The organism is Pseudomonas sp. Xaverov 83 (assembly GCF_019352905.1).
Lineage (GTDB): Bacteria > Pseudomonadota > Gammaproteobacteria > Pseudomonadales > Pseudomonadaceae > Aquipseudomonas > Aquipseudomonas yamanorum.
Map to the genome: position 1 here is coordinate 35,770 of NZ_JAAAFU010000072.1, position 26,727 is coordinate 62,496.

The following is a 26,727-nucleotide window of genomic DNA, read 5'->3' on the forward strand; positions in this document are numbered from 1 at the left end:
CGGGTTTTCCTGGTTGCGAATTCATGGTTGGGTCGCTGGGTTGGACGCTTGCCCGGGTTTGGCCGCCAGGGCTTGTACCTGGCCCCATACCCGCAGGAAGTTGCCGCCCCAGAGCTTGGCGATATCGGCCTCGGAGTAACCGCGCTGGATCAGTTCGGCGGTGACATTGCGGATCTCGCTGACGTCCTTGAAACCTTTGAGGCCGCCACCGTCGTTGAAGTCCGAGCTGATGCCGACGTGGTCGATGCCGATTTTCTTCACGGTGTAGTCGATGGCGTCAGCGAAGTCCTTGAGGGTTGCCAGCGGCTCGTCATCCAGGGTCGAGTACAAGCCTTTTGCGTATGCGCCAAAGCGCTGCTCTGGCCACACGGCAATTACCGGGTCACCGGGCATCAAGGCCATGGCGAGGTTGGGCAGGGGTGGCAGGTCGAACTTGGCGCGAAGGGTATTGAGCTTGTCCTGGGTGCCCTGGCTCAGCGGCTTGAGGTAGGCCGGAAAGGCAACTACCTGGACCACGCCACCACTGTTCTTGATCAGTTGCAGTTCCTTGTCGCTGAGGTTGCGCGGGATGTCGACGATGCCCCGTGGTGCCGAGTGCGAGGCAACCATTGGTGCCCGGCTCAGTTGGCTCACCTGAACCAGGGCCTTGGTGGACATTTGCGACACGTCGATGATCACACCCAGGTCGTTGAGGCGCTTGACTGCCTGTTTCCCGATCTCGGAGAGGCCGTCCAAGGCGTCCGGCGAGTCGTTGAAAAATGGCAGTGGTCGCGAGGAATCGGCCCATTCGTTGTTGCCGATATAGCTGAAGCCGAACATGCGCATGCCCCGGGCGGTCCACAGGTCCAGCTGGGTCAGGTCGTTGCCCAGTGGGTAGGCGTTGAGCATGCTGATGAAGATCGCAAACTTGCCCTCGCCATGCAGGCGGCGGAAATCGTCGGGTGTGTAGGCAATGCCGACCCGCTCGGGGAAGTCGCGCACCATGGCGCTGATGATTTTGTAGCGTACTTCCTGTTCGTTGCGCGCGCCGTCGACGAAGCCGGCGGTGGGCTTGTGCGGCGCGTTGGGGCCGTTCCAGATTTCCGGCCAGCCAAAGATCGTCAAGGCGGCTCCCGACAGGCGTCCGCGTGCGGCCTTGATCAGGTCGAACTGATCGCCGCCGTCTTTATCGGCTTCATTTCCGGCGGTGCCGAATGTCACTGGTAAAGTGATGTGGCTATCGAACGAAATGATCCGGTCTTGCAGCTCATCGGCTTGCTTCATGACTTTGACAGGGTACCCGGGGTTGTTCCTGAACCCGTAGTCCCAGACGAAAAAGCCGGTAGCGGCGGTCACGGCCAATGCCAGGGGCAGGCCTAGGTAGAGAGCCTTTTTCGAACGAGGTTTTTTCATTGCCATCTCAGTCAGGTTCGCCTTCGAAGTGCAGGCACCGGGGCCTTTGCTATCTGGGAAGAACGAGTCGGGGCGATGGAAATTTAGGCTCCCCCACACGCGGTCACGGTGGCGCTAAATTTTGCCGTGCAACAAACGTTCTAGCTTGGATAAAGCCGGCTTCATGGCTGACACGCTTGATGGTTAACAGGTAGGGCAATGACGATTTCTCGACGATGGTTCCTCGCGGGCCTGGCGCTGACCGGTGCCGCCGTTCCTGCCGCTTATTACGGGCATCGTGAGCTTACGCGCGTGGACGAGCCGATCACGCCAGGTGAGGCTACCGTCGACCTGGCGACGCTTGCGGGGCAGCAGCTTGCCAACAACCTGAGGGGCGTCTGGGACGTTCGATTCGAAGGGCGCGATGCGGGCCTGGCCGGCTTGCCCCTTGATGGTTTGCAGCTGTTTCTCGATGTCGCGCATCGTGGTCGTGGCTTGCGCGGTTTTCTCGACACTGCACAGGGCTTGCGGGCCGACGCTCAGCCGCGCTATCGGGTGGTTGGCGACCTGGTGCCGGCAAACCCGGCGCAGGTTCGCTGGCGCCTGGTCAATCGCGACAGCGCCGGGGGCGCGCCGGACTATGAGTTCATTGTGACCCTGGACGAAGTCTGGGCTGATTTCGGCAATGCCGGCAGCGGCACCCTCAGCGGCGTGATAATGGACCTGCATCGTCCACTGATGCTTGCGGAGAGCGAGAACCGTTTTATCGCCATCAAGCGCACATTCCCCGAAGCTCGCGAGCGTATTGGCCTGAATCCGACGTTGCTGGCATGGCTGATTGCTCCGGAGCATCGGCTATTTCATCAGTTGTGGCATGCCTCGCGGGACAAGTGGCATATCTTGTCCGAAGAAAAGCGCGGTGTCCTTCGAGGTATCGGCTGGCAACCTGGTCCACGCGACCAGGAGCGTGACGCCCGTGGTCCACGCAAGGATCGCAACGGTTCAGGCGTCGACTTTTTTTTCATGCATCGGCACATGCTCACTACCGCGAGATCAATGCAGGATCTCCCGTCGTGGCCGAGTTTTCCGATGCCTCAGCCCGAGCTGGAGCGTGATCGCCAGGGCTTTGCGCGGTATTTCGACAACCATGATGGCTTTGCCTTGCCGCCGACCTGGATGGCCGAGGGTGATGATGAATACACCCAGTGGGTCAGCGACATCAAAGCCGCCGAGACCTATCACAGTAACTTCCAGGTCTGGGAGTCGCAGTATCGGGACCCTCGTTATCTTTCGACATTGAGCCTTGGGCAGTTTGGTTCGGAAATTGAACTGGGCTTGCACGACTGGTTACACATGCGCTGGGCGTCGGTACCCCGTGATCCTTCCAATGGTGCGCCGGTACCGATGGCACGTGATCCGGCGGACTTTTCCGCGCGCTGGTTCCGGCCTGAGAACGATTTTCTCGGCGACCCGTTTTCATCCCATGTCAGCCCGGTGTTCTGGCATTTCCACGGCTGGATTGATGATCGTGTGGAAGACTGGTTCCGCGCCCACGAGCGCTTTCACCCCGGGGAAGTTACGCGGATGGAAGTCAATGGCGTGCCGTGGTTTGCCCAGGGACGTTGGGTTGACGTGGGTGATCCGTGGCTGGGCCCGGTGACCCATGGTTGCAGTACGACACCGGGCCTGCAGGCCGGCAAGTCGATGGAAATGGACCCAGAGACCATGAAGCTCGCGCTGCGCATTACCTTTGGTGATGAAAAAAACCTGGGGAACCTGTTCAAGCGTGTTCCGAAACGACCCTGGTACGCCCGGCACCTGAAGCTCACGCAGCGGTTGCTCTGATCTGCACAGGGTGGGCGCGCGGATCCCACCCGATGATCCTCCGGTACTAACGGTTGCTGCTCAGCTCCGTCGGTACCGTCCACCCACCCCCCAAGGCTTTGTACAGCCCGATGCTGGCTTGCACGCGGGATAAGCGCAGTTGCACATTGAGGTCCTGGGCTGCGTAAAGCGTGCGTTGGGTCTCAAGCACGGTCAGCAAGTCCTCCGCGCCCGCCTGGTAGCGGTTCTGGGCAATATCGAAGGCGATCTGCGCCTGGTTCAGTTCTTCCTGTTGCCATTGTCGCTGCTGGTCGATACCGCGAATGTCGGTCAGTGCGCGTTCGACATCGGCAAAGCCGTTGATGATCGCCCCGCGATAGTTGTAAAGCAGCTCTTCCTGACGGGCGCTGGCCTTGTCGCGCTCAGCGCTCAGGCGTCCGTTGTTGAAGATTGGCGCCACCAGCCCGGCTGTCAGGTTATAGAAAGGGCTGCGCAGGATGTCTGAGGCGGTGCTGGCGCCCGAGCCGAGGTTTGCGCTTAAGGTCACGGTGGGCAGCATGGCTGCCCGGGCGACGGTGACATCAGCCTGGGCGGCGGCGAGCTGGGCTTCGGCCCGGGCAATGTCCGGGCGGCGACTGAGTAGTTCACTGGGCAGGCCGGCACCGATGCTCGGCCAGTTCAGTTGATTGAGGTCTTTGCTTTCCAGCGTCAGGTTTTGCACCGGTTGGCCGAGCAGGGCGGCCAGGGTGATCAGGGCCCCCTCAGCTTGTTGCTGTACCAGTGGCAGTTGGCGTTGTTGGGCGGCTACCAGGCTTTTCTGTTGCGCCAACTCAAGGGTGGTGGCGCTCCCGGCGTCATGTCGAGTCTGCACCAGCTTCAGGACGGCTTGTGCATTGGCCAGGTTAAGCGCCGCAATTCGGCTGCGTTCGCGCAGCGACAAGGTTTGGGCATACGTATCGGCGACGCTGCCGAGCAGGGTCAGCTCCACGGTGACCCGGTCGAATTCGCTGGCGCGCACGCCCAGCACAGCGCTGTCAAAGGCGGCGCGACGGCCGCCCCAGAAGTCGACTTCATAGCTGGCGCTTAAGGTCGCATCGAAATAGTCCACGGCCTTGTTGTCATCCGTGGCATCGAGTTGGCTGTAGCCTTTGCCTCGCAGGAGTTTTTCGCGGCTGGCATTCAGCGCGCCCTTCAGTTCTGGCAGCAGCGGGCCGCCGGCGATGGCCGCACCAGCCTGGGCTTGGCGAACGCGTGCGACGGCGGCTGCCAGGTCGAAGCTGGTGCTGCGTGCCTGTGCGATGATGCGGTCCAGTTCCGGGCTACCAAAAGTGGTCCACCATTGGGCGCTCTGCAGGGCCGTGCCTTGAGTGCTCGGCGAATGCCAATTGTCAGGGGCTTGCACCCCGTTCTGCGCTGGCGGCACTGTGGCCGAACAAGCACTGAGCAACAGGCAAAGGGAAAACAGGTGCAGGGGCGTTTTCATCGTTTGATCATTCACTGGTCAGTGCCGTTACTGGGTCGAGCCGGGCAGCCTTGCGGGCCGGCATGTAGCCGAAGACAACGCCGGTCACCAGCGCACAGGCAAAAGCGCCGAGTACCGCCAGCCCGGTGAAGGCCACCGCTACCTCGCTGAGAATCAGAATGCCGCCCACCAGCAAGGCGAGGCCGATGCCGGCTATCCCGCCGACGACCGAGAGCATCACGGCTTCGGTCAGGAACTGGCGCAGGATGTCTCGCTGGCGAGCGCCGGTGGCCATGCGAATGCCGATTTCACGCGTGCGTTCGCGTACCGTCATCAGCATGATGTTCATCACCCCGATACCGCCCACCAGCAAGGAAATCGCGGCAATCGAGCCTAGCATCAACGACAGGGTATTCTGGGTCCTGGCCTCGGCCTGGATCATCGCGGCATTGTTGGTCAGTTCGAAGTCACGCTTGCCACCGTGCAGGCGCAGCATCAGTTGCTCGATGGCTCGTTCTGTCTGTTTGACATTGCGTGCGTCGGCGGCGGCGATGACCACGTACTCAGGCGTGTGGGTGGCGAACAACCGAAAGCTGGCTGCCGAGTAGGGCACCACAATACGTTCATCGCTGTCTTGTTCGCCGGAGCTTGCGCCCTTGCCGGCGAGCACACCTACGACCTGAAATGGCACGTTCTCGATCAAGATGTATTGACCTATGGGGTTGGCCACATCCTTGAGGACTTTTTCCCGGACTTTCTTGCCGATCACTGCCACCGCGGTCCCGGCGTCGACATCGGCCTGGGTGAAAAAACTGCCCTGGACTACCGGCCAGTTGAAAATGGCCGAAAAATCCACCCCGTTGCCACCGGTGTACATCACATGGTCGACATTGCCGTAACGCACCATGGTCTCGCGGCCGTTGATGGGCATTATCATCTTGACCTGGGGCAGGGTGGCCAGGGCGGCAACGTCGTCCAGGGTCACTTGCCCTTCGGGTGTGCGCGGGGTGGCGGCGTAACCACCCAGGTAAATGATGTTCGAGCCGAACGCGCCCATTTGTGCCATGACCTGACGCTTGCTGCCTTCACCCACCGCCAGCATGACCACCACGGAGGCAACACCGATGATGATGCCGAGCAGGGTCAGGGCGGTGCGGAAGCGGTTGATCCACATCACCCGCCACGCGGCTTTGACCGCGTCCAGCAATTCTCCTTTCCAGGCGCCGCTGGCCTCGCTGCCGTCGCTCAGGCGTCGGCGCAGGTCAATGGCCTGAAGGGCGCCTGGGTTGGCTGAGTGCTGCACGCCGGGATTGTCGGCGGCGCTGTCGCTGATGATCAGGCCGTCGCGGATCTCGATGATGCGCTTGGCGCGCGCGGCGACTTCGCGGTCGTGGGTAATCAGGATGACGACGTGGCCCTGGCTCGCCAGTTCATCGAGCAGTGTCATGACCTCGGCGCCGCTGTGGCTGTCGAGGGCCCCCGTCGGTTCATCGGCGAGAATGATATGGCCGCCGTTCATCAGCGCCCTTGCAATCGAAACCCGTTGTTGCTGGCCGCCGGAGAGTTGGTGTGGGCGGTTGCCAGTCCGCTCGCCGAGCCCCAGGCGTTCGAGGAGCGCATAGGCTCGGGCATGCCGCTCGGCCACCGGGGTACCGGCATAGATCGCGGGCATCTCGACGTTTTCCTGGGCAGAGCCCGAGGGGATCAGGTGGTAGCCCTGAAACACGAACCCAAATGCCTCGCGGCGCAGCCAGGCCAGTTCATCGCTGTCCAGCTGGGCGACATTTTCCCCGGCGAACAGGTAGTCGCCTGATGTGGGCCGATCAAGGCACCCGAGGATATTCATCAGGGTCGACTTTCCGGAGCCGGAAGCGCCTACGATGGCGACGAATTCCCCGGCGTGGATCGACATGTCGATCCCCCGGAGTACCTCGACCAGCGGGCTGTCGTCACCACCATAGGATTTACGAATGTCGCGCAGATCGATCAGAGGCGTGCGCATTCAACCCCCTGCGCCGTCAGCAGGACCGATCAGCAGATGGTCGCCGTCATTCAAGCCGTCGAGAATCTGCACCCGCAGCCGGTCACTGATGCCGGTGCGCACCTCGCGCGTCTGGATCGTGCCGTCGCTGGCGACTACGCGCACTTGTGGCCGATCGGCTTGCTGGCCGTCCTGCAGAGCGGCGATGGGAGCGGTCAGCACGTTGCGCGCCTCGTTGGCGACAAAGAACACTTGGGTGGTCATCTCTGCCATCAAGGCGTGGTCAGCGTTGTCGACGTCCAGTAGAACCGTGTACAGCACCACCACGCCGCCCTTGCCTTTGCCTGATGGGTTTGCGCCGCCTTTGCTGCTTTGGTCCAGTGGTTTGGGGGGCACCGGCAGTATCTGGCGTACCGAGCTTTTCCAGCGCCGCGTGCCGCCGCTCAGGGTGGTGAAGTAAGCGTTCATGCCAGGTTTGACGTGACCGATGTCGGCCTCGGAGACCTCGGCCCAGACCGTCATGGGCGATAGCTTGGCGATTCGCAATATCAGCGGCGTTTGTTGCTGGGCATTGAGGGTTTGGCCCTCTCGGGCATCCACTGCGACCACGGTGCCGGACATCGGCGCATAAATGCGTGTGTAGCCCAGTTCTGCTTCGTCACTGCGCAAGCTCGCCTGGGCCTGGCGGATCTGCGCCTGAAACATCGCGATACGCGCCTGGGTGGCGCGCACCTCGGCACGGGCGGTCTGCACATCCTCTTCGCGGGTCGCACCCCCGTTGGCAAGTGTCTGTTGGCGGCGGTATTTCTGCTGTGCCAGGTCGTGCAGGGCTTGTTGTTCTTGCAACTGGGCCTTGAGGTTCTCTATGGAGAAGCGCCCGGCGTCAAGTTTGGCTTTTTGTGTGGAAGGGTCGATTTCCACCAGCAGTTGGCCTTCCTTGACCTCGCTGCCGACTTCGACGTGGATCTTTTGTATCTGCCCGGACGCTTGCGCCCCGACATCCACGTAGCGTCGTGGTTGCAGGGTGCCCAAGGCTGTCACACTACTTTCTATGTCGGCTCGACTGACTTCAACGGTGGCGAGGTTGTCCCGGCCTGGCGGAACGAATTGCCAGGCAGTGAAGCCGACAACGGGAATCAGGCAAAGCGATACAAGCAGAGCACGGCGGGTCTGTCGGGGACGTTTCATGCAGTATTCCGGCCAATGGAAATCGGCCCGTGGTTCAGGATGCGGTCAAAACAGGGCCGCAGCGCAAAACTGCCTCTTAGGCGGCAGGCACGGGAAACTGTCCATTAAACGGTGCAGCGGCATGGGAATTTAAGTGAAGACACATAGGGTTACAGGTATAGCAGCAAGAAAAACTTTCCGACAAATCCATGGGGCGCTTTAAATCTATATGAGAACTACTATAAATTACGCACCTTCGCACTTGCCATCATCGTGCCGCCATCGTATCAGCGAGGCGTTCGATATGGCGTAACGACAAACCGCCCTCCAGGCGGTTGGGAGTCATGTTGGAAAACTACTATCGCGAGCTGGTGTGTTTCCTTAACGCCAAGCTAGGCAACCGTCAGGTGGCCGAAGATGTGGTGCATGACGCTTATGTACGGGTACTGGCGCGTGCCAGTACGACTCCGATTGAGCAGCCGCGGGCGTTTTTGTATCGCACGGCGCTTAATCTGGTGATCGACGGTCACCGGCGCAACGCCTTGCGCCAGGATGAGCCACTGGAAGTGCTCGACAGCGAAGAGCGTTACTGTACGACGTCACCTCATAACAGCCACGATCACGGTCAGCGCCTGGACATGCTCGAGCGTGCCCTGGCCGAGCTACCGGTGCTGTGCCGCGACAGCTTCCTGCTGCGCAAGCTGGAGGGGCTGTCCCATGTGCAAATCGCCGAGCGCCTGAATATTTCCCGCGCGCTGGTGGAAAAACATATCGTCAATGCCATGAAGCATTGCCGGGTGCGCATGCGTGAGTGGGATGCGCACTGATTCCAGCGGTAGCTAAATTTTTTTTCATTGTCCTCGTCTCCTATCAACACATGACCTGTTGTTTAGCCTTCAGGTCTCTGAGGCTTTCCCGCCCCACACCGCCACGGGGCTTATCCAGAGGACACTGGAATGACACAGGCAATTGCATCGCCCGCCGTTCACGACTTGATCGGTATCGGTTTCGGCCCTTCGAACCTGGCGTTGGCCATCGCCCTGCAGGAACGCGAGAAAGCCCAGGGCAAACTGGACGTGCTGTTCCTCGACAAGCAGGCCGACTACCGCTGGCACGGCAATACCCTCGTGGCCCAGAGTGAATTGCAGATTTCCTTCCTCAAGGACCTGGTGACCCTGCGCAATCCCACCAGCCCGTATTCTTTCGTCAATTACCTGAAAGCCCACGGCCGCCTGGTGGACTTCATCAACCTGGGCACCTTCTATCCGTGCCGCATGGAGTACAACGACTACCTGCGCTGGGTCTCCGGGCAGTTCCAGGCGCAAAGCCGTTACGGCGAGGAAGTGCTGGCCATCGAGCCGATCCTGCATCAGCAGCAGGTCGAGGCGCTGCGGGTAATTTCCCGGGATGCCCAGGGTGAACAGCATGTGCGCACTACCCGGTCGGTGGTGGTCAGCGCCGGTGGTACGCCGCGTATTCCGGCGTCGTTCAAGGCGCTCAAGGATGACGGGCGGGTGTTCCATCACTCCCAGTACCTGGAGCGCATGGCCCAGCAACCGTGTGTTGACGGCAAGCCGATGCGCATCGCGATTATCGGTGGTGGCCAGAGCGCAGCCGAGGCGTTTATTGACCTCAACGACAGCTTTCCGTCGGTTCAGGTGGACATGATCCTGCGCGGCTCGGCCCTCAAGCCTGCGGATGACAGCCCGTTCGTCAACGAAGTGTTCTCGCCGGAGTTCACCGACCTGGTGTTCCAGCAGAACGGCAGCGAGCGCGAGCGCCTGGTCAACGAGTACCACAACACCAATTACTCGGTGGTGGACCTGGACCTGATCGAGCGTATCTACGGGATCTTCTACCGGCAGAAAGTCTCCGGCATCGCCCGTCACGCGTTCCGTACCCTCACCACCGTGGAAAAAGCCACGGCCGGGCCACTGGGTGTGGAGTTGGCGTTGCGCAACAACGCCACCGGCGAAACCAGCCTGAATCACTACGACGCCGTGGTGCTGGCCACCGGGTATGAGCGCCAGATGCACCGGCAGTTGCTGGCACCGCTGGCGGACTATATGGGCGACTTTGAAGTCAGCCGCGACTACCGCATTGTTACCGACGAGCGCTGCAAGGCCGGCATCTACATGCAGGGCTTCAGCCAGGCCAGCCATGGCTTGAGCGATACCTTGCTGTCGATCCTGCCGATCCGTGCCGACGAGATTGCCGCGTCGCTGTACGAGCACGACCGCAGCCGCGGCAAGAGCCGTTCGGTGCAGGACTTGTTGCTGGCCACCGCCAGCTGACAGGCTGCACTTGAACCGCGGGGGCGGCTGCTGATACTGTACAAAAAACCAGTATCGGTAGAAGCCCCATGCAGTTGATCGAAAAACTCAGCATCCTTGCCGACGCCGCCAAGTACGACGCCTCCTGCGCCAGCAGCGGCGCGCCCAAGCGCAGCTCGGAAGGCAAGGCGGGGCTGGGTTCCACCGATGGCATGGGCATCTGCCACAGCTATACACCCGACGGTCGCTGTGTGTCCTTGCTCAAGGTATTGCTGACCAACTTCTGTCTCTACGACTGCCAATACTGCGTCAACCGCCGCTCCAGCGACGTGCCCCGTGCACGCTTCAGCCCGGAGGAGGTGGTGACCCTGACCCTCGATTTCTATCGGCGCAATTGCGTCAGCGGGCTGTTTCTCAGCTCCGGCATCATCCGCTCGGCCGACTACACCATGGAGCAGTTGGTGCGGGTCGCCAAGCTCCTGCGGGAAGAGCATGACTTCCGTGGCTATATCCACCTCAAGACCATTCCGGAAGCCGACCCGGCGCTGATTGCCGAAGCGGGGCGGTATGCCGATCGCCTCAGCGTGAATATCGAGTTGCCGACGGACAAGAGCCTGCAAACCCTGGCGCCGGAGAAGCAGATCGTCTCGATCAAGCAGGCGATGCAGACCATCTACACCGGTGAACAGACCGTGCTCAACGAACCCCGCGCGCCGCGTTTCGCGCCGGCCGGGCAGAGCACGCAGATGATCGTCGGCGCCGATGACACCGACGACAGCACTATCCTCCACAGCGCCGAGGCGTTGTACGGCAATTTCAAACTGCGCCGTGTGTATTACTCGGCGTTCAGCCCGATCCCCAACAGCCCGAAAAGCGTGCCCCTGGCCGCGCCGCCGCTGATGCGCGAGCACCGCTTGTACCAGGCGGATTTCCTGTTGCGCAGCTATGGGTTCAGCGCCAATGAGCTGTTTGAAGGGCCGGGTGACCTGGCCCTGGATATCGACCCGAAACTGGCCTGGGCCCTGGAGCACCGCGAGGTGTTCCCGCTGGACTTGAACCGCGCCGAGCCGACCTTGATCGCGCGCATTCCCGGAATTGGCCTGCGCACCACCCAACGGCTGGTGGACCTGCGTCGCCAGCGCAAGATCCGCTTCGAGGATTTGGCGCGCATGCGTTGTGTGCTCGCCAAGGCCAAGCCGTTTTTCATCACCAGTGACTACCACCCGCAGCAAGCGGAAAGCACCAGCGTGCTGCTGCGCGAACAACTGCGCGACCGTCCGCAGCCGCAACAAATGGGGCTGTGGGGATGATCAGCCTGGAATGCGACAACCTGTTCAGCACCTGGCGCGAGCAGGCGCGCTGGCTGCTCAGCCATCAGATTGACCCCAGCCATGTGAGTTGGGGCGTGGCCGAGGTGGCGGACCTGTTTGCCACGGACGAGCAGTACCCGGTCGAATGTGGGCCGTTCCAGGCGCGGATTCCCAAGTCGTTGCTGGAGCTGCTGGAGTCTGCCGCGTGTTATCACGGTGAACAGCGCTGGAGCCTGTTGTATGAGGTGTTATGGCGCGTCAGCCATGGGGACCGCACTGCGATGATGTCGGGGGACAAGCTGGGCAGCGAGTTGCAGCGACGGATCAAGCAGGTGCAGCGCGAGGCTCATCACCTGCATGCGTTTGTGCGGTTTATCGCGTTGCCGGCAGAGGCGGGGCCGGAGTTGCCGGAGTACGTGGCGTGGCATGAGCCGGCCCACGACATCTTGAAGGTGGCCAGTCAGCATTTTGTCGGGCGCATGGGGCGTCATCGCTGGATGATCGCGACGCCGCTGGACGGGGTTTATTACGACGGGGAGCAGTTGATTCATCGGCGGCAATGCCCGTTGGAATGGCAGGCGTTGGCGCAGAGTGTCGAGGATCCCCACAGTGCGATGTGGCTGACGTATTACAGCCATATCTTTAACCCGGCGCGGTTGAATCCCAAGGTGATGGAAGGGCATTTGCCGAGCCGGTTCTGGAAGAATCTGCCGGAGGGCAAGTTGATTCCAGGGTTGATCAGCGAGGCGCGTACGGGCAAGCAGCGGGATGGGCAGGCGAAGATGATTGGGGCCAAGCCGGGTAAAAAAATCTCAAGCGGGCATGGTTAATGTGGGAGCTGGCTTGCCTGCGATGCAGACAACTCGGTGTTTCAGTTACACCAAGGTGATGCTATCGCAGGCAAGCCAGCTCCCACATTTGATCTTCAGTGTTTCGGGAAGTGAGGATTAGGCCAGTTCGGTCGCGGTGTTTTTTACGACCGCCAACTCCGGATGCGCCACCAACTTATCAATGTGCAATTCATCGTTGTTGAGCCAGGTTTCCGTCAACACCCGATAGTGCTCCATGTCCCGGCAGCGCATGCGCAGGCTGTAGTCGAACGGCCCGCTGATCAACTGGCACTCGAACACTTGCGGGCAGGCTTTGACGCATGCCTCGAATGCCTTCTGCGCCGAGCGCCCGCTCTGGTTGGAGAGGGCCACCAGTACCAGCAACGACAGCCCCGGCGAAACCATCTGCACGTCGATGATCGCCCCATAACCCCGGATGACCCCGCGTCGCTCCAGCTTGCGCACCCGTTCCAGGCACGGCCTGGGCGTCAGGTGCACCAGCGACGAGAGTTTTTCGTAGGTGATGCGTCCCTGGTGCCGTAATACATCGATGATGGCTTCATCGATGCGGTCCAGCACAGGTGAGGCGTTCGGTCCGGTGGCCTTGGTATCCATGGTGTGTGGTGTTCACTTCAATCGGTTGGAAAGAAATTGCTGCAAGCGTTCGCTGTTCGGCTGGTCGAGGATTTCGGCTCCGCCTTGCTCCTCGACGCGGCCCTGGTGCAGGAACAGCACTTGGCTGGACACCTGACGGGCAAAGCCCATTTCGTGGGTGACCATGAGCATGGTACGACCTTCCTCCGCCAGCGTCTGTATGACTTTAAGGACTTCTCCTACAAGTTCAGGGTCGAGGGCCGAGGTGGGTTCGTCGAACAGAATAATCTCCGGTTCCATCGCCAGGGCCCGGGCGATGGCCACGCGCTGCTGCTGGCCACCGGAGAGGAACGCCGGATATTGATCCGCCACCCGGCCCGGCAGGCCGACCTTGTCGAGGTACAGGCGGGCGCGTTTTTCCGCCTCGGCGGCGCTTACGCCGAGCACCCTGCGCGGGGCCATGGTGATGTTTTCCAGCACGGTCATGTGGCTCCACAGGTTGAAGTGCTGGAACACCATGGCCAGGCGGGTGCGCAGGTTCTGCAATTGCGCCTGGTGCGGCGCCCGCGTGCCGGCGCGGCCTGGTTGCATTTCGATGCTGATGCCGTCGAGGGTGATGACCCCGGCGTCCGGCTGTTCGAGGAAGTTGATGCAGCGCAGCATCGTGCTTTTGCCGGAGCCGCTGGCGCCGATCAGGCTGATCACGTCGCCATTGCGCGCGTTCAGCGAGACGCCCTTGAGCACTTCGTGCTCGCCATAGCGTTTGTGCAGGCCTTCGACCTGGAGTTTGACGTTGGCATTTTCGGCCACGGCGACCGGCTGGGTAGCGGGGCGTACATCGGTGGGATAAGCGGCCAGGGCCTGCGCGGACTGATTCATGGGTTAGCCTCGGGTAGGAACAAGAAAACGCATCCAGCGACGTTCGGCCAGTCGAAACAGGCCCACCAGTGCAAAGGACAGCAGCATGTACAACAGGGCCGCGATGCCGAAGGCCTGGAACGTCAGGAACGTCTCGGCGTTGGCGTCGCGGGCCACCTTGAGGATGTCGGCGATGGTGGCGGTGAACGCCAGGGAGGTCGCGTGCAGCATCAGGATCATTTCGTTGCTGTAGGCCGGCAGTGCACGGCGCAGTGCGGCGGGCACCACCACAAACAGGTTCAGGCGCCAGCCGTGCAGGCCGTAGGCCTTGGCAGCTTCGATTTCGCCGTGGGGGATGTTGCGGATCGCCCCGGCAAAGATTTCCACGGTGTAGGCGCACGTATTCAGTACAAACGCCAGCAGCGTGCAGTTCAGCGCATTGCGGAAAAACTGGTTGAGCAGGGCGTTGTCCTGCACCACCTCCAGGCCGTAGAGGCCGGTGTAGCAAATCAGCAACTGGATATACAGCGGCGTGCCGCGAAACAGGTAGGTGTAGACCTCCACCGGCCAGCGAACCCAGAAGTGTTCCGAGACCCGCGCGATCGCCAGCGGGATCGACAGGAAGAAGCCCAGCACCACCGAGATAATGAACAGCCACAGGGTCATGGCCACGCCGGAAAAGCCGTTGCCATCGGTGAACAGGTAGGCCAGGCCGTATTGCTGGATCAGTTCGATCATCGCGCCATCCCCTTGATGCCCACGTTGTAGCGCCGTTCCAGGCGTTTGAAGATGCGGTTGGAGAGGGTGGTGATCACCAGGTACACCAGGCCCGCGAGGATCAGGAAATACAGCGGGTCATTGGTGGTCTTGCCGGCGTTTTGCGCGGCCTTGACCAGGTCCGACAGGCCGATGATCGACACCAGCGCCGTGGACTTGAGCAGCACCAGCCAGTTATTGCCCAGGCCCGGCAGGGCAAAGCGCATCAGTTGCGGGAACAGCACCAGGCGAAAGCGCTGCCAGCGGCTCAGGCCGTAGGCGGTGGCGGCTTCCAGCTGGCCGGCCGGCACGCTGAGAATCGCCCCGCGAAAGTTCTCGGTGAAATACGCACCGTAGATAAACCCGAGGGTGATGACACCGGCGGTAAACGGGTCGATTTCGAAGTAAGCCCAGCCGAGCATTTCACTCAGGTCGTTGAGCCACAGTTGCAGGCTGTAGAAAATCAGCAGGATCAGCACCAGGTCCGGGACGCTGCGGATCAGCGTGGTGTAGAGCGTGGCCGGGACCCGCAGCAGCTTGACGCTGGAGAGCTTGGCAGCGGCGGCGATCAGTCCCAGGGACAGGCTCAGCAGCAGCGCCAGGAACGCCAGCTTGACCGTCATCCAGGCACCCTGAGCCAGCAACGGGCCGAAGCCTTGCAAGTTGAGGAATTCATTCACGGGGGAGATCTCGATGGGGCGCAGACATTTACTGTGGGAGCTGGCTTGCCTGCGATGGCGGTGGGGCAGCTGGCATATGTGTGCCTGAACCACCGCCATCGCGGGCAAGCCCGCTCCCACAGGGGCCGAGTGGCCGTTACTCGTTGTAGATATCCTGATCGCCGAAGTATTTCTTCTGGATCTGTGCGTAGGTGCCATCGGCCTGGACGGCGGCGATGCCTTTGTTGATCAGCTCCACCAACTCCTTGTCGTTCTTGCGCAGGCCCATGGCGATGTCGAGCGGCAGGGTCGGGTCCTTGAAGGCCGGGCCGGTCTTGAAGTCGGCGCCTTCAGGCTTGGACAGGAAGTTGAGCTGGGCTTCGAGCTTGTCGGTCAGGGTGGCGTCCAGGCGACCGTTTTGCAGGTCGGCGTAGTTCTGCTCCTGGGACTGGTAAGCCTTGATCTGCGCGCCGAGCTTGGCCAGGTGTGCACGGGCGTAGGCTTCCTGCAGCGAGCCTTGCAGCACGCCGACCTGTTTGCCTTTCAGGGATTCCGGGGTGTCGCCGAAGTCGGCGCTTTTGCGGGTGATCACCGAGGTGGGGCTGAGGAACAGGCGGTCGCTGAAGTCGATGACTTTCTGGCGGGCCGGGGTCACGGCCATGGAGGACATGATGGCGTCGAATTTGCGTGCGCGCAGGGCCGGGATCATGCCGTCGAATTCGTTGTGGACCCACACGCATTTGACTTCAAGCTTGGCGCAGATGGCGTTGCCCAGGTCGATGTCGAAACCTTGCAGGCTGCCATCGGCGGCAACGGATTCAAACGGTGGGTATTCGGGGAAGACCCCAAAGCGGATTTCTTTCCATTCCTGAGCCTGGGCAGCGGTGGCGGCCAATGGCAGGAGCAGCGCAGCGAAAAGTGATCGGAGCGGAGTCATGTGTATTCCCTATATTTTGTAATTGATGTCAGGGCAGTAGAAAACGGGACGCTAAGGTGTAGAGGCTTTTGTGGCGAGGGAGCTTGCTCCCGCTGGGCTGCGCAGCGGTCCCAAAATCCTGGGAGCGCTACGCACTCCAGCGGGAGCAAGCTCCCTAACCACATTGGGCTGTTTGTTGTCAGAGAGAATGCTTCAAGATGGTGCGTTTTTTGTGTCGTTTACCCCCGCCGAGGCGCGCGGAATGTGCTGTTAAAACGCGAGCTACAGCGGAAACGGCTGTCGCACCCGCTAAATCGGCTTGTCGGTGAGGTTTTTCCGGCCTGCTGCTCACGCAAAGCAGCAGGCCAGAGCGATCTCAGGCGCGCTTTTTCTGCTGTGCGGCCGGTGCTTGTGCCAGGCGGGCAAACAGGTCCTTGGGGTCGGCCAGGTCCGGTACCAGTTCCAGTTCGCTGCCCACGTCCAGCGCCTTGGCCACGTCCAGCACGTAACGCAGGGCGGAGTAGTCTTCGATGGCAAAACCCACCGAGTCGAACAGGGTGACCTGGCGCGCATTTTCACGGCCCGGGGCCTGGCCGTTGATCACTTGCCACAGCTCGGTGACCGGCGAATCTTCCGGCATGTGCTGGATTTCGCCTTCGATGCGGCTTTGGGGTTCGTACTCGACGATCACACGGGCACGTTCGACGATTCGTCGGTCCAGCTCGGTCTTGCCCGGGCAGTCGCCGCCAACGGCATTAAGGTGCATGCCCGGCTCGATCATCTCGTCCGTGAGGATGGTGGCGTAGGCTTTGTCGGCGGTGACGGTGGTGACGATGTCGGCACCTTTTACGGCTTCGGCGACGCTGCCCGCCAGGACCACCTTGATCGCCGGGAAGGCTTTGAGGTTGGCGGCCAGCTTGGCGGTGGCCTTGGCGTCGATGTCGAACAAGCGGATTTCAGTGATGCCCAACATCGCGTGGAAGGCCAGGGCCTGGAACTCGCTCTGGGAGCCGTTGCCGATCAACGCCATGCTGCGGCTGTTGTCCCGGGCCAGGTAGCGCGCTACCAGGGCCGAGGTGGCGGCGGTGCGGATCGCGGTGGTCAGGGTCATTTCCGCCAGCAGGACCGGTTTGCCGGTGTCCACATCGCCGAGGGCGCCGAAGGCCATGACGGTGAGCATGCCGCTCTGGGTGTTTTTCGGGTGGCCGTTCACGTATTTGAAGGCGTACAGCGAGGCGTCGGACACCGGCATCAACTCGATCACGCCCTCGGGCGAGTGGTTGGCCAGGCGTGCGCATTTTTCAAAGTCCTGCCAGCGCAGGTAGTCGGCGCGGATGTACTCGGCCATCTCGGTGATGCAGGTTTGCAGGCCTTTTTGCGAAACCAGGTAGCTCAAGTCGTTGACGTCGATATAGCGGGTCATGGGAAGACTCCTTATTGAAATGAGGGACGGGCGGGCAGATGCACTTCCGCCAACATGCAGCGGGCACTGCCGCCGCCGATGCGTTCGATGTTGTCGATGTTCACCACCACCGGCCGGGTGTGGCGCTCCACATGCTGGCGCTGGGCGGGCTTGAGCGAGCCCCAGGCGCTGGCCGACATCACCAGCAGCGGCTGGCCGTCGCGGTCGTGGACTTCCAGCATGTTGCCGGCGAAGGCTTCCAACTGATCGAAGTCCAGGGCGACGATGTCTTTGCCGGTGTCCCGCAGGGAGCGTTCCAGGGCCTGGCGCTCGTGGTCATCGGGCAGGGCTTGCAGGCACACCACGGAGAGGTCCCGGCCGACGCTCATCATCACGTTGCTGTGGTAGATCGGCGCGTGGTGGCGGTCGACGGCGTGGAATACGCAGAGCTGGTAGTCCAGGCGTTCGGCGAACTGGCGCAGGGCGTCCTGATGAGTACGCCCGGAATGGCAGGCGTAGCTGATGCGGTGCTGGCGGTCGAGGACCATGCTGCCGGTGCCTTCGAGGAACATGTTCTGTTGTTCGAGGTGGCTGAAGTCGATGGTGTTTTTGATTGCGAAGCGCTGCTCCAGTACTTGCAGCACGCCCTTGTCGCGCTCCAGTCGTCGGTTCTGGCCTTCCATCGGGTACAGCACCAGGCTGCCGTCGGCGTGGCTGCTCCACCAGTTGTTGGGGAAGATCGAATCCGGGGTGTGGGGAGCGGGGGTGTCTTGTACCACCAGCACCTCCACGCCGTGGTGGCGCAGGGTGTCGACGTAGCCGTCGAACTCTTCCAGCGCTTTCTGCTGTGCCGCCAATGGGTCGAGGGGCGCGCGCTGGAAGCGGTTGTTGATCGCGGTGTCCGGGTTGAAGGCGAAGTGCGCCGGGCGGATCATCAGGACGGTATTGGTGGTTTGCATGGGTGCACGGGTCCATGGGGTTGGGCAGTGAAGCTATTTTGTGCGGTGTGAAGGAAGAATCCCGGCTGAAGTGAGGGGGCGGCTCAGCCGGGAAAGCTGAAAAGTGGGGTGGGGCAGCCGAATCGGCTGTGGAGGTGAGTGGAGATCAAAATGTGGGAGCTGGCTTGCCTGCGATAGCGGTGTATCAGCCAATCAAGCGTTGACTGACAGACCGCTATCGCAGGCAAGCCAGCTCCCACATTAGTATGGGGGCGCTGCAGGAATTGAGTCCGTCATTAAGGAGTGCCCATGCCCACTGAAGTTCGTCTCGCCCAACCCTCCGATGCCGAGGGCATCAGCCAGGTCATTCTGGCGGCCCTGCATGACAGCAATGCCCGGGATTATCCGGCTGATGTGATTGCGCGGGTGGCGAGCAACTTTACCCCCGAGGCGGTGCTGGGGTTGCTCGCTCGCCGAACGGTGCTGGTGGCGACGCAAGATAAAGTCATCGTCGCGACAGCGGCCCTCGATGGCAATGTGGTGCGCTCGGTGTTCGTCAATCCGGCGCTGCAAGGGCAGGGCATCGGGCGTTTGCTGATGATTGAACTCGAGTTGCGCGCCCGGGAAGCGGGAGTGACGACGCTGCATGTGCCGTCGTCGCTCACGGCCGAGCCGTTCTACACCAAGCTGGGTTTCCACACGGTGCGCGATGTCTACCATGGCAATGAGCGCACGCTGGTGATGGAGAAGGGGTTGTCATCCCGTCATCCCATCGGCGTCTATCGGGACCGTACGCATCGGGCGCAGGTGGTGGCGTTGTGGCAGGCGGCGTTTGGTTATGACGCGGCGCATAACCTGCCGAGCCTGGCGATCGACAAGAAGCTGGCGGTTAACGATGGGTTGTTCTTTGTGGCTACCGACAAGAAAGCGGTGATTGGCACCATTCTCGCCGGCTACGACGGGCATCGCGGCTGGCTGTATTCGGTGGCGGTGCATAACGATTACCGTCGCCAGGGCCTGGGCGCTTCGCTGGTGCGGCATGCGGAGCAGGCGCTGGCTGCGTTGGGCTGCATGAAGATCAACTTGCAGATCACCAGCGGCAATGATGCGGTGATGGGGTTTTATGAGGCGTTGGGTTATGGAGCTGAGCCGCGTATCAGCATGGGCAAGAAGATCCTGGAAAACATTCCGATGGATAAGGCCTGAAGCCCGATTTTCCAAAAGCCGGAAACCAAATGTGGGAGCTGGCTTGCCTGCGATGGCGGTGGGTCAGTCAATAAACGTGTCGACTGATACTCCGCTATCGCAGGCAAGCCAGCTCCCACATTGGTTTTGTGGTGTTGCTGGCAGCCAGCCGGTTGCTTAGACCTTGACGATCCAACCCTCAGGCGCTTCAACGTCGCCGGACTGCACGCCGGTCAGCTCTTTGTAGAGCTTCTGGGTGACCGGGCCGACTTCTTTTTCGCTGTAGAACACGTGCAGCTTGTCTTTGTACTCGATGCCGCCGATCGGGGTGATCACGGCTGCGGTACCGCAGGCACCGGCTTCCTTGAAGTCCGACAGCTTGTCGATCAACACGTCGCCTTCAACAACTTCCAGGCCCAGGCGGGATTTGGCCAGCTCGATCAGCGACAGGCGGGTGATGCCTGGCAATACCGACGGCGAGTTCGGGGTGACGAACTTGTTGTCGTGGGTGATCCCGAAGAAGTTGGCCGAGCCGACTTCTTCGATTTTCGAGTGGGTGGCCGGGTCGAGGTAGATGCAGTCGGCGAAGTTGGCTTTTTTCGCCAGGGAACCGGGCATCAGGCTGGCGGCGTAGTTGCCACCGACCTTGGCTGCGCCGGTGCCGTTGGGCGCTGCACGGTCGTAACCGGAGATCAGGAAGTTGTGCGGGGTCAGGCCGCCCTTGAAGTAGGCGCCCACCGGGATGCAGAAGATCGAGAAGATGAACTCCGGCGCGGTACGCACGCCGATGTTGTCACCGGTGCCGATCACGAACGGGCGCAGGTACAGCGCGCCGCCGGTGCCGTACGGCGGGATGAACCGCTCGTTGGCACGGACTACTGCTTTACAGGCTTCGATGAAGGCGTCGGTCGGCACTTGTGGCATCAGCAGGCGACCGCAGCTGCGCTGCATGCGCGCGGCGTTCTGGTCGGGGCGGAACAGGTTGATCGAACCGTCCTTGCAGCGGTAGGCCTTGAGGCCTTCAAAACATTGCTGGCCGTAGTGCAGGGCGGTGGAACCCTCGCTGATGTGCAGCACGTTGTCGTCGGTCAGGGTGCCTTCTTGCCAGGCGCCGTCTTTCCAGGTCTGGAGGAAACGCTTGTCGGTCTTGATGTAGTCAAAACCCAGCTTGTCCCAATTGATGCTTTCGTTACCCATGACACCCTCTATCTTTTGTCAACCGCCTGGTCGAAGGCAGGCTTATGGTTTATTTCTGGATGGGCGCAACAATACTTCATTCTTGGCTTGTGTGGGAGCGGGGTAGGTGGACCATTCGACATCCTGGTTGGCCGATCCACCGTCATCGCGGGCAAGCCCGGCTCCCACATTCGACCGTGTTGCCCTGTCGAAAGCCGATCCCTTGTGGGAGCTGGCTTGCCTGCGATGGCGCCACCGCGGTCTCAAAGATGCAATGCATGCCCCAGGGCCCGCAGCGCCGCTTCCTGTACCGCTTCGCCGAGTGTCGGGTGGGCGTGGATGGTGCCCGCCACGTCTTCCAGGCGTGATCCCATTTCCAGGCTCAGGCCGAAGGCCGTGGACAATTCCGAGACACCCACGCCCACCGCCTGCCAGCCGACGATCAGGTGATTGTCGCGGCGCGCCACTACCCGCACGAAGCCGGTTTTCGACTCCAGGGTCATGGCCCGGCCATTGGCGGCGAACGGGAAGCTCGACACGATGCAGTCCAGCCCGGCCGCCTTGGCCTCGTCCGGGGTCTTGCCGACCACCACCAGTTCCGGGTCGGTGAAGCACACCGCCGGGATTGCGGCCGGGTTGAGTTCGCGGGATTTACCGCTGATCAGTTCGGCCACCATTTCGCCCTGGGCCATGGCGCGGTGGGCGAGCATCGGCTCACCGCTGAGGTCGCCGATGGCCCACACGTTGCGCATGCTGGTCTGGCAACGGCTGTCGATCTTGATCGCCGAGCCGTTCATGTCCAGGTTCAAGGCTTCAAGGTTCCAGCCCTGGGTGTTGGGTTTGCGACCAACGGCAACCAGCACCTGGTCGGTTTCCAGCGACAGCGTCTCGCCGCTGGGGTCGCGCACTTGCAGGGTGTTGTTTTCAAAGCCGGTGACGCTGTGTTTCAGGAACACCTTCACCCCCAACTGCTTCAGGGATTCGGCCACCGGTTGGGTCAGTTCGGCGTCGTAGGCCGGCAGGATCCGGTCCTGAGCCTCAACCACGCTGACCTCGGCGCCGAGCTTGCGATAGGCAATCCCCAGCTCCAGGCCGATATAACCACCACCCACCACGATCAAGCGTTTAGGGATGCGTTTTGGCGCCAGGGCTTCGGTGGAGGAGATGATCGGCCCGCCAATCGGCAGCATCGGCAGGTTGACGCTTTTCGAGCCGGTGGCCAGCAGCAGGTGTTCACACTGGATGCGCTGGTCGCCGACGTCGACGGTCTTGCCGTCCACGACTTTGGCCCAGCCATGAATGACCTGGACCTTATGCTTTTTCAGCAGCGCCGCGACGCCGGTGGTCAGGCGGTCAACGATGCCGTCTTTCCATTCCACGCTTTTACCGATGTCCAGGGTCGGCACATCGACTTCGATGCCCAGCGGCGAACCCTGGCTGTGGTGCACGGTTTGCTGGAACTGTTCGGCGACATGAATCAGCGCCTTCGACGGAATGCAGCCGATATTCAGGCAGGTGCCGCCCAACGCTTGGCCTTCCACCAGGATGGTCGGGATGCCCAGTTGGCCGGCGCGAATCGCTGCCACGTAACCGCCAGGCCCGCCGCCGATAATCAGCAGCGTGGTGTGCAATGTTTGAGACATGGGTTACTCCAGGAACAGGCTGGCGGGTTGTTCGAGCAGGCCACGAATGGCCTGGATGAATTGCGCCGCGTCCATGCCATCGACCACCCGGTGATCGAAGGAGCTGGAGAGGTTCATCATCTTGCGGATCACGATCTGGCCCTTGATCACCATCGGCCGCTCGACAATGCGGTTGACGCCGACGATGGCCACTTCCGGCAGGTTCAGCACCGGGGTGCTGACGATCCCGCCCAATGCGCCCAGGCTGGTCAGGGTAATGCTCGAACCCGACAGCTCATCGCGACTGGCCTTGCCATTGCGCGCAGCATTCGCCAACCGATTGATTTCTTCCGCCGTGCCCCACAGGTTGCGGGCTTCGGCGTGACGCACCACCGGGACCATCAGGCCGACATCGCTCTGGGTGGCGACGCCCACATGCACGGCGCCGAGGCGGGTGATGACCTGGGCTTCGTCGTCATAACGCGCGTTGATCTGCGGGTAGTCCCGCAGCGCCACGACCATGGCCCGCACCAGGAACGGCAGCAGGGTCAGCTTGCCGCGGGTGGCACCGTGTTTCTCGTTGAGGTGCACGCGCAACTCGTCGAGGGCGGTGACATCGATTTCCTCGACGTAGCTGAAATGCGCGGCACGCCGGGTGGCGTCCTGCATGCGCTGGGCGATCTTGCGGCGCATGCCGATCACCGGGATTTGTTGCTCGTCGTTGCGTTCGGCGTACGGGTTGGAGGCACCGGAATTTTGCGCCGGACCCTGGAGCAAGTAAGCGTCCAGATCTTCATGCAGAATCCGGCCGGCCGGGCCGGAGCCCTGGACCAGTCGTAGCTGGATGCCAGCATCCAGCGCATGTTTGCGCACGGCCGGGGAGGCCAGCGGGCGGTCATCGGCCTCGCGGGCCACGGGCGCTTGCGCAGCCGCCACCGCAGGTTTGGCGGCCGGTTTGGTTTCAACCACCGGCGCGGCCTTGGCTTCGACTTTCGGTGCAGGAGACGGTGCAGGCGCGACCTCTTCAACCACTGCCGACAACGCCGACTCCCTGGTATTGCCCGCGCCTTCCACTTCGATACTGATCAAAATACTGCCCACCGCCATGACTTCGCCCGGCTCGCCGCCGAGGGAAATCACCTTGCCGTGCACCGGCGAGGGAATGTCCACCATGGCCTTGTCGGTCATCACGTCCGCCAGCACTTGGTCTTCTACCACCAGGTCGCCGACCTTGACGTGCCATACCGACAATTCAACTTCTGCGATGCCTTCGCCAATGTCCGGCATCTTGATAACGTGCGTGCCCATTCAGACCTCCATAACCCGATGCAAAGCCGCGCCCACTCGGGTCGGGCCAGGGAAATACGCCCACTCTTGCGCGTGCGGGTAGGGGGTGTCCCAACCGGTGACGCGCTCGATCGGCGCTTCCAGGTAGTGGAAGCAGTGCTCCTGCACCAGCGCCACCAGCTCGGCACCGAACCCGCAGGTACGGGTGGCTTCGTGAACGATCACGCAGCGACGGGTTTTCTTCACGGAGTTGACGATGGTTTCCAGGTCCAGCGGCCACAGGCTGCGCAGGTCGATGACTTCAGCATCGATGCCGGTTTCTTCAGCGGCGACTTGCGACACATACACGGTGGTGCCGTAGGTAAGGATGGTCACGTCCTTGCCCGGGCGGGCGATGGCGGCCACGTCCAGCGGCACGGTGTAGTAACCGTCCGGCACTTGCGCTTGCGGGTGCTTCGACCACGGGGTTACCGGACGGTCGTGGTGGCCGTCGAACGGGCCGTTATACAGGCGCTTGGGTTCGAGGAAGATCACCGGGTCATCGTTTTCGATGGAAGCGATCAGCAGGCCCTTGGCGTCGTAAGGGTTGGACGGCATCACCGTGCGCAGGCCGCAGACCTGGGTGAACACCGCTTCAATACTCTGGCTGTGGGTCTGGCCGCCGTAGATGCCGCCGCCGCACGGCATGCGCATGGTCAGTGGGGCAGTGAACTGGCCGGCCGAGCGGTAACGCAGGCGGGCCGCTTCGGAAATGATCTGGTCGGTGGCGGGGTACACGTAGTCGGCGAACTGAATCTCGGCCACCGGCCGCAGGCCATAGGCGCCCATGCCGACCGCCACGCCGACGATCCCGCTTTCGGAGATCGGTGCGTCAAACACCCGCGAGGTGCCGTATTTGTTCTGCAAGCCTTCGGTGCAACGGAACACGCCGCCGAAGTAACCGACGTCCTGGCCGAACACCACCACATTGTCGTCGCGCTCAAGCATCACATCCATGGCCGAGCGCAAGGCCTGGATCATGGTCATGGTCGTGGTGGTCATGGCGGTTTCCAGCTCGATATTGTTGTTGTGATCGTTCATGTCAGATCCCCAACTCTTGACGCTGGCGCTTCAAGTGCTCCGGCATCTCTTTATAAACGTCTTCGAACATGGTCGCGGCGCTTGGAATCTGGCCACCGGCCAGAGTGCCGTACTGTTCGGCTTCTTTCTGGGCTTTGATCACTTCCGCTTCAAGCTCGGCACTCACCGTCGCGTGTTCCTCTTCGGACCACTGACCAATCTTGATCAGGTGCTGCTTGAGGCGGGCAATCGGGTCGCCCAGCGGGAAGTGGCTCCAGTCGTCGGCGGGACGGTATTTGGACGGGTCATCGGAAGTGGAGTGTGGGCCGGCACGGTAGGTCACCCACTCGATCAGGGTTGGCCCCAGGTTGCGGCGGGCGCGTTCGGCGGCCCAGGCGGAGGCGGCGTACACCGCGACAAAGTCATTGCCGTCCACCCGCAGGGAGGCGATGCCGCAACCTACGCCGCGTCCGGCAAAGGTCGTGGCTTCACCGCCGGCGATGGCCTGGAAGGTGGAGATCGCCCACTGGTTATTCACTACGTTCAGGATGACCGGCGCCCGGTACACGTGGGCGAAGGTGAGGGCGGTGTGGAAGTCGGATTCAGCGGTGGCGCCGTCGCCGATCCAGGCTGAGGCAATCTTGGTATCGCCCTTGATCGCCGAGGCCATGCCCCAGCCCACGCCCTGTACGAATTGGGTGGCGAGGTTGCCGGAAATCGTGAAGAAGCCGAAGTCTTTTACCGAGTACATGATCGGCAACTGGCGGCCCTTGAGCGGATCGCGCTCGTTGGACAGCAGTTGGCAGATCAGGTCCACCAGCGGCACTTCCCGGGCCATCAGGATGCTTTGCTGGCGATAGGTGGGGAAGCACATGTCGTCGATGTTCAAGGCCAGGGCCTGGGCGCTGCCGATGGCTTCTTCGCCGAGGCTTTGCATGTAGAACGACATTTTTTTCTGACGCTGGGCGACCACCATGCGGTTGTCGAAGATCCGGGTCTTGAGCATGGCACGCATGCCCTTGCGCAGAATTTCGACTGGCACACCTTCAGCCCACGGGCCGAGGGCCTGGCCCTGATCGTCGAGCACGCGAATCAGGCCTTTGGCCAGGTCGGCGGTGTCGGCGGGTTCTACGTCAATTGGGGGTTTGCGCACCGTGCCTGCGTCAGTCAGGCGCAGGTAGGTAAAGTCGGTTTTGCAGCCTGGGCGGCCTGAGGGTTCAGGGACGTGCAGGCGCAGTGGTTCATACTGCTGAGTCATGGCTTTCTACGCTCTATCTTGTGAATTTCTTGTAGTGGGCGCGGTAGCTGACAATCCGTCTCCGGATAGGAGAAATCTTGTCCTACAACAATCATAGGCTCGGCTCAGGAGAATATTTATCTCTGTTTCGTTGCGTTGGAGATCATTTGGGGATAAAAAAACTGCATAAACATAATAAACAGGTGGTTTTGTCTCATGCGCAAACTGGACCGTATCGATATCGGCATTCTGAACGCCCTTCAGGAGAACGCCCGCATCACCAACGCCGACCTGGCCCGCTCGGTCAACCTGTCGCCCACGCCGTGTTTCAACCGGGTCAAGGCGATGGAAGAACTGGGGCTGATTCGCGACCAGGTGACGCTGCTGGACGCCGACCTGCTGGGGCTGCACGTCAATGTGTTCATCCACGTCAGCCTGGAAAAGCAGAACGAATTGGCATTGCAGCAATTCGAAGGGGCGATTTCGGATCGCCCAGAAGTGATGGAGTGCTACCTGATGGCCGGCGACCCCGACTATTTGATTCGGGTGCTGGTGCCGACCATCCAGTCCCTGGAGCGCTTCATGATGGATTTTTTGACCAAGGTCCCGGGTGTCGCCAACATCCGCTCCAGTTTTGCCCTCAAGCAAGTGCGCTACAAGACCGCACTGCCACTACCGGCCAACGGCATCAATCTCGGTTAATACACCCTGTTCATAAACAACACAGCTCAACTGTGGGAGCCGGGCTTGCCCGCGATGGCGGAGTATCAGTCACCAGATGCGCTGTCTGACACACCGCTATCGCAGGCAAGCCAGCTCC

23 protein-coding genes are annotated in these 26,727 nt (G+C 61.6%); 7 read left to right on the plus strand and 16 right to left on the minus strand.

Annotation, left to right across the window (positions count from 1 at the left end):
- Positions 1-21: 21 nt before the first annotated feature.
- On the minus strand, positions 22-1,392 hold the full coding sequence (pvdM, locus tag K0H47_RS20320) for a pyoverdine-tailoring dipeptidase-like protein PvdM (protein ID WP_219273521.1): 1,371 nt from the start codon (positions 1,390-1,392) through the stop codon (positions 22-24).
- 198 nt (positions 1,393-1,590) lie between these two features.
- Here pvdM and K0H47_RS20325 point away from each other — a divergent pair, with 198 nt between their 5' ends.
- Positions 1,591-3,216, plus strand: a complete 1,626-nt coding sequence (locus K0H47_RS20325; RefSeq protein WP_219273522.1) for a PvdJ/PvdD/PvdP-like protein — start codon at positions 1,591-1,593, stop codon at positions 3,214-3,216.
- Positions 3,217-3,262: 46 nt separating this feature from the next.
- Here the strand turns inward: K0H47_RS20325 and K0H47_RS20330 are convergent, their stop codons facing one another.
- Genes K0H47_RS20330 through K0H47_RS20340 form a run of 3 tightly spaced genes read right to left on the minus strand, consistent with a single transcriptional unit; the run spans position 3,263 to position 7,826 of the window.
- The gene (locus K0H47_RS20330; protein WP_093207889.1) at positions 3,263-4,678 is read right to left on the minus strand and encodes an efflux transporter outer membrane subunit; all 1,416 of its coding nucleotides are present in this window, start codon (positions 4,676-4,678) and stop codon (positions 3,263-3,265) included.
- 7 nt (positions 4,679-4,685) lie between these two features.
- Complete coding sequence (locus K0H47_RS20335) at positions 4,686-6,659, minus strand: MacB family efflux pump subunit (RefSeq protein WP_177026970.1); 1,974 nt, start codon at positions 6,657-6,659, stop codon at positions 4,686-4,688.
- Entirely contained in the window at positions 6,660-7,826 is a 1,167-nt protein-coding gene (locus K0H47_RS20340; protein ID WP_063028526.1) for an efflux RND transporter periplasmic adaptor subunit, read from the minus strand. It lies immediately after the preceding gene.
- Positions 7,827-8,149: 323 nt separating this feature from the next.
- Here K0H47_RS20340 and K0H47_RS20345 point away from each other — a divergent pair, with 323 nt between their 5' ends.
- The 4 genes from K0H47_RS20345 to K0H47_RS20360 all read left to right on the plus strand — a co-directional run bounded on the left by K0H47_RS20345 (position 8,150) and on the right by K0H47_RS20360 (position 12,218).
- On the plus strand, positions 8,150-8,632 hold the full coding sequence (locus K0H47_RS20345; RefSeq protein ID WP_093207894.1) for a sigma-70 family RNA polymerase sigma factor: 483 nt from the start codon (positions 8,150-8,152) through the stop codon (positions 8,630-8,632).
- A 129-nt stretch (positions 8,633-8,761) separates the two neighbouring features.
- On the plus strand, positions 8,762-10,099 hold the full coding sequence (locus tag K0H47_RS20350; protein WP_063028530.1) for a lysine N(6)-hydroxylase/L-ornithine N(5)-oxygenase family protein: 1,338 nt from the start codon (positions 8,762-8,764) through the stop codon (positions 10,097-10,099).
- Positions 10,100-10,167: 68 nt separating this feature from the next.
- Positions 10,168-11,388 (plus strand): putative DNA modification/repair radical SAM protein, encoded by a 1,221-nt coding sequence (locus K0H47_RS20355; protein WP_017476886.1) that lies wholly within the window; start codon positions 10,168-10,170, stop codon positions 11,386-11,388.
- Positions 11,385-12,218, plus strand: coding sequence for a TIGR03915 family putative DNA repair protein (locus K0H47_RS20360; protein WP_177026969.1), 834 nt, complete (start codon positions 11,385-11,387; stop codon positions 12,216-12,218). Before K0H47_RS20355 ends, K0H47_RS20360 begins: the two co-directional genes overlap by 4 nt.
- Before the next feature lie 117 nt (positions 12,219-12,335).
- On the opposite strand, the gene K0H47_RS20365 is transcribed toward K0H47_RS20360, so the two are convergent.
- From K0H47_RS20365 to ctlX, 7 genes are all read right to left on the minus strand, one after another.
- Positions 12,336-12,833 (minus strand): Lrp/AsnC family transcriptional regulator, encoded by a 498-nt coding sequence (locus tag K0H47_RS20365; protein WP_003208571.1) that lies wholly within the window; start codon positions 12,831-12,833, stop codon positions 12,336-12,338.
- Positions 12,834-12,845: 12 nt separating this feature from the next.
- A complete protein-coding gene (locus K0H47_RS20370; RefSeq protein ID WP_207198363.1) occupies positions 12,846-13,691 on the minus strand; it encodes an ABC transporter ATP-binding protein in 846 nt (281 codons plus the stop codon).
- A gap of 3 nt (positions 13,692-13,694) precedes the next feature.
- Positions 13,695-14,408 carry an ABC transporter permease gene (locus K0H47_RS20375; RefSeq protein ID WP_063028534.1) on the minus strand — a complete coding sequence of 238 codons (714 nt, stop codon included), beginning with the start codon at positions 14,406-14,408 and terminating at the stop codon, positions 13,695-13,697.
- Positions 14,405-15,106 carry an ABC transporter permease gene (locus tag K0H47_RS20380; protein WP_076014275.1) on the minus strand — a complete coding sequence of 234 codons (702 nt, stop codon included), beginning with the start codon at positions 15,104-15,106 and terminating at the stop codon, positions 14,405-14,407. The genes K0H47_RS20375 and K0H47_RS20380 overlap by 4 nt, the downstream gene beginning before the upstream one ends.
- A gap of 136 nt (positions 15,107-15,242) precedes the next feature.
- Positions 15,243-16,022, minus strand: coding sequence for an ABC transporter substrate-binding protein (locus K0H47_RS20385; RefSeq protein WP_063028538.1), 780 nt, complete (start codon positions 16,020-16,022; stop codon positions 15,243-15,245).
- 355 nt (positions 16,023-16,377) lie between these two features.
- Positions 16,378-17,424: an ornithine cyclodeaminase gene (locus tag K0H47_RS20390; protein WP_219273523.1), complete on the minus strand. Its 1,047-nt coding sequence runs from the start codon at positions 17,422-17,424 to the stop codon at positions 16,378-16,380.
- Positions 17,425-17,435: 11 nt separating this feature from the next.
- Entirely contained in the window at positions 17,436-18,362 is a 927-nt protein-coding gene (gene ctlX / locus K0H47_RS20395) for a citrulline utilization hydrolase CtlX (RefSeq protein WP_219273524.1), read from the minus strand.
- Between the two features lie 288 nt (positions 18,363-18,650).
- Here ctlX and K0H47_RS20400 point away from each other — a divergent pair, with 288 nt between their 5' ends.
- On the plus strand, positions 18,651-19,547 hold the full coding sequence (locus tag K0H47_RS20400; RefSeq protein ID WP_219273525.1) for a GNAT family acetyltransferase: 897 nt from the start codon (positions 18,651-18,653) through the stop codon (positions 19,545-19,547).
- Positions 19,548-19,703: 156 nt separating this feature from the next.
- On the opposite strand, the gene K0H47_RS20405 is transcribed toward K0H47_RS20400, so the two are convergent.
- The 5 genes from K0H47_RS20405 to K0H47_RS20425 all read right to left on the minus strand — a co-directional run bounded on the left by K0H47_RS20405 (position 19,704) and on the right by K0H47_RS20425 (position 25,928).
- Positions 19,704-20,723 (minus strand): branched-chain amino acid aminotransferase, encoded by a 1,020-nt coding sequence (locus tag K0H47_RS20405; protein ID WP_063028544.1) that lies wholly within the window; start codon positions 20,721-20,723, stop codon positions 19,704-19,706.
- 242 nt (positions 20,724-20,965) lie between these two features.
- Entirely contained in the window at positions 20,966-22,345 is a 1,380-nt protein-coding gene (gene lpdA, locus K0H47_RS20410) for a dihydrolipoyl dehydrogenase (RefSeq protein ID WP_201141353.1), read from the minus strand.
- Between the two features lie 3 nt (positions 22,346-22,348).
- On the minus strand, positions 22,349-23,632 hold the full coding sequence (locus tag K0H47_RS20415; protein ID WP_218263805.1) for a dihydrolipoamide acetyltransferase family protein: 1,284 nt from the start codon (positions 23,630-23,632) through the stop codon (positions 22,349-22,351).
- Positions 23,633-24,691 (minus strand): alpha-ketoacid dehydrogenase subunit beta, encoded by a 1,059-nt coding sequence (locus K0H47_RS20420; RefSeq protein WP_003212859.1) that lies wholly within the window; start codon positions 24,689-24,691, stop codon positions 23,633-23,635. It abuts the gene before it with no gap.
- A 1-nt stretch (position 24,692) separates the two neighbouring features.
- Positions 24,693-25,928 carry a 3-methyl-2-oxobutanoate dehydrogenase (2-methylpropanoyl-transferring) subunit alpha gene (locus K0H47_RS20425; protein ID WP_063028550.1) on the minus strand — a complete coding sequence of 412 codons (1,236 nt, stop codon included), beginning with the start codon at positions 25,926-25,928 and terminating at the stop codon, positions 24,693-24,695.
- A gap of 195 nt (positions 25,929-26,123) precedes the next feature.
- Between K0H47_RS20425 and bkdR the strand changes: the two genes are divergently transcribed.
- Positions 26,124-26,609, plus strand: a complete 486-nt coding sequence (bkdR, locus tag K0H47_RS20430) for a Bkd operon transcriptional regulator BkdR (RefSeq protein ID WP_003212855.1) — start codon at positions 26,124-26,126, stop codon at positions 26,607-26,609.
- Positions 26,610-26,727 lie beyond the last annotated feature (118 nt).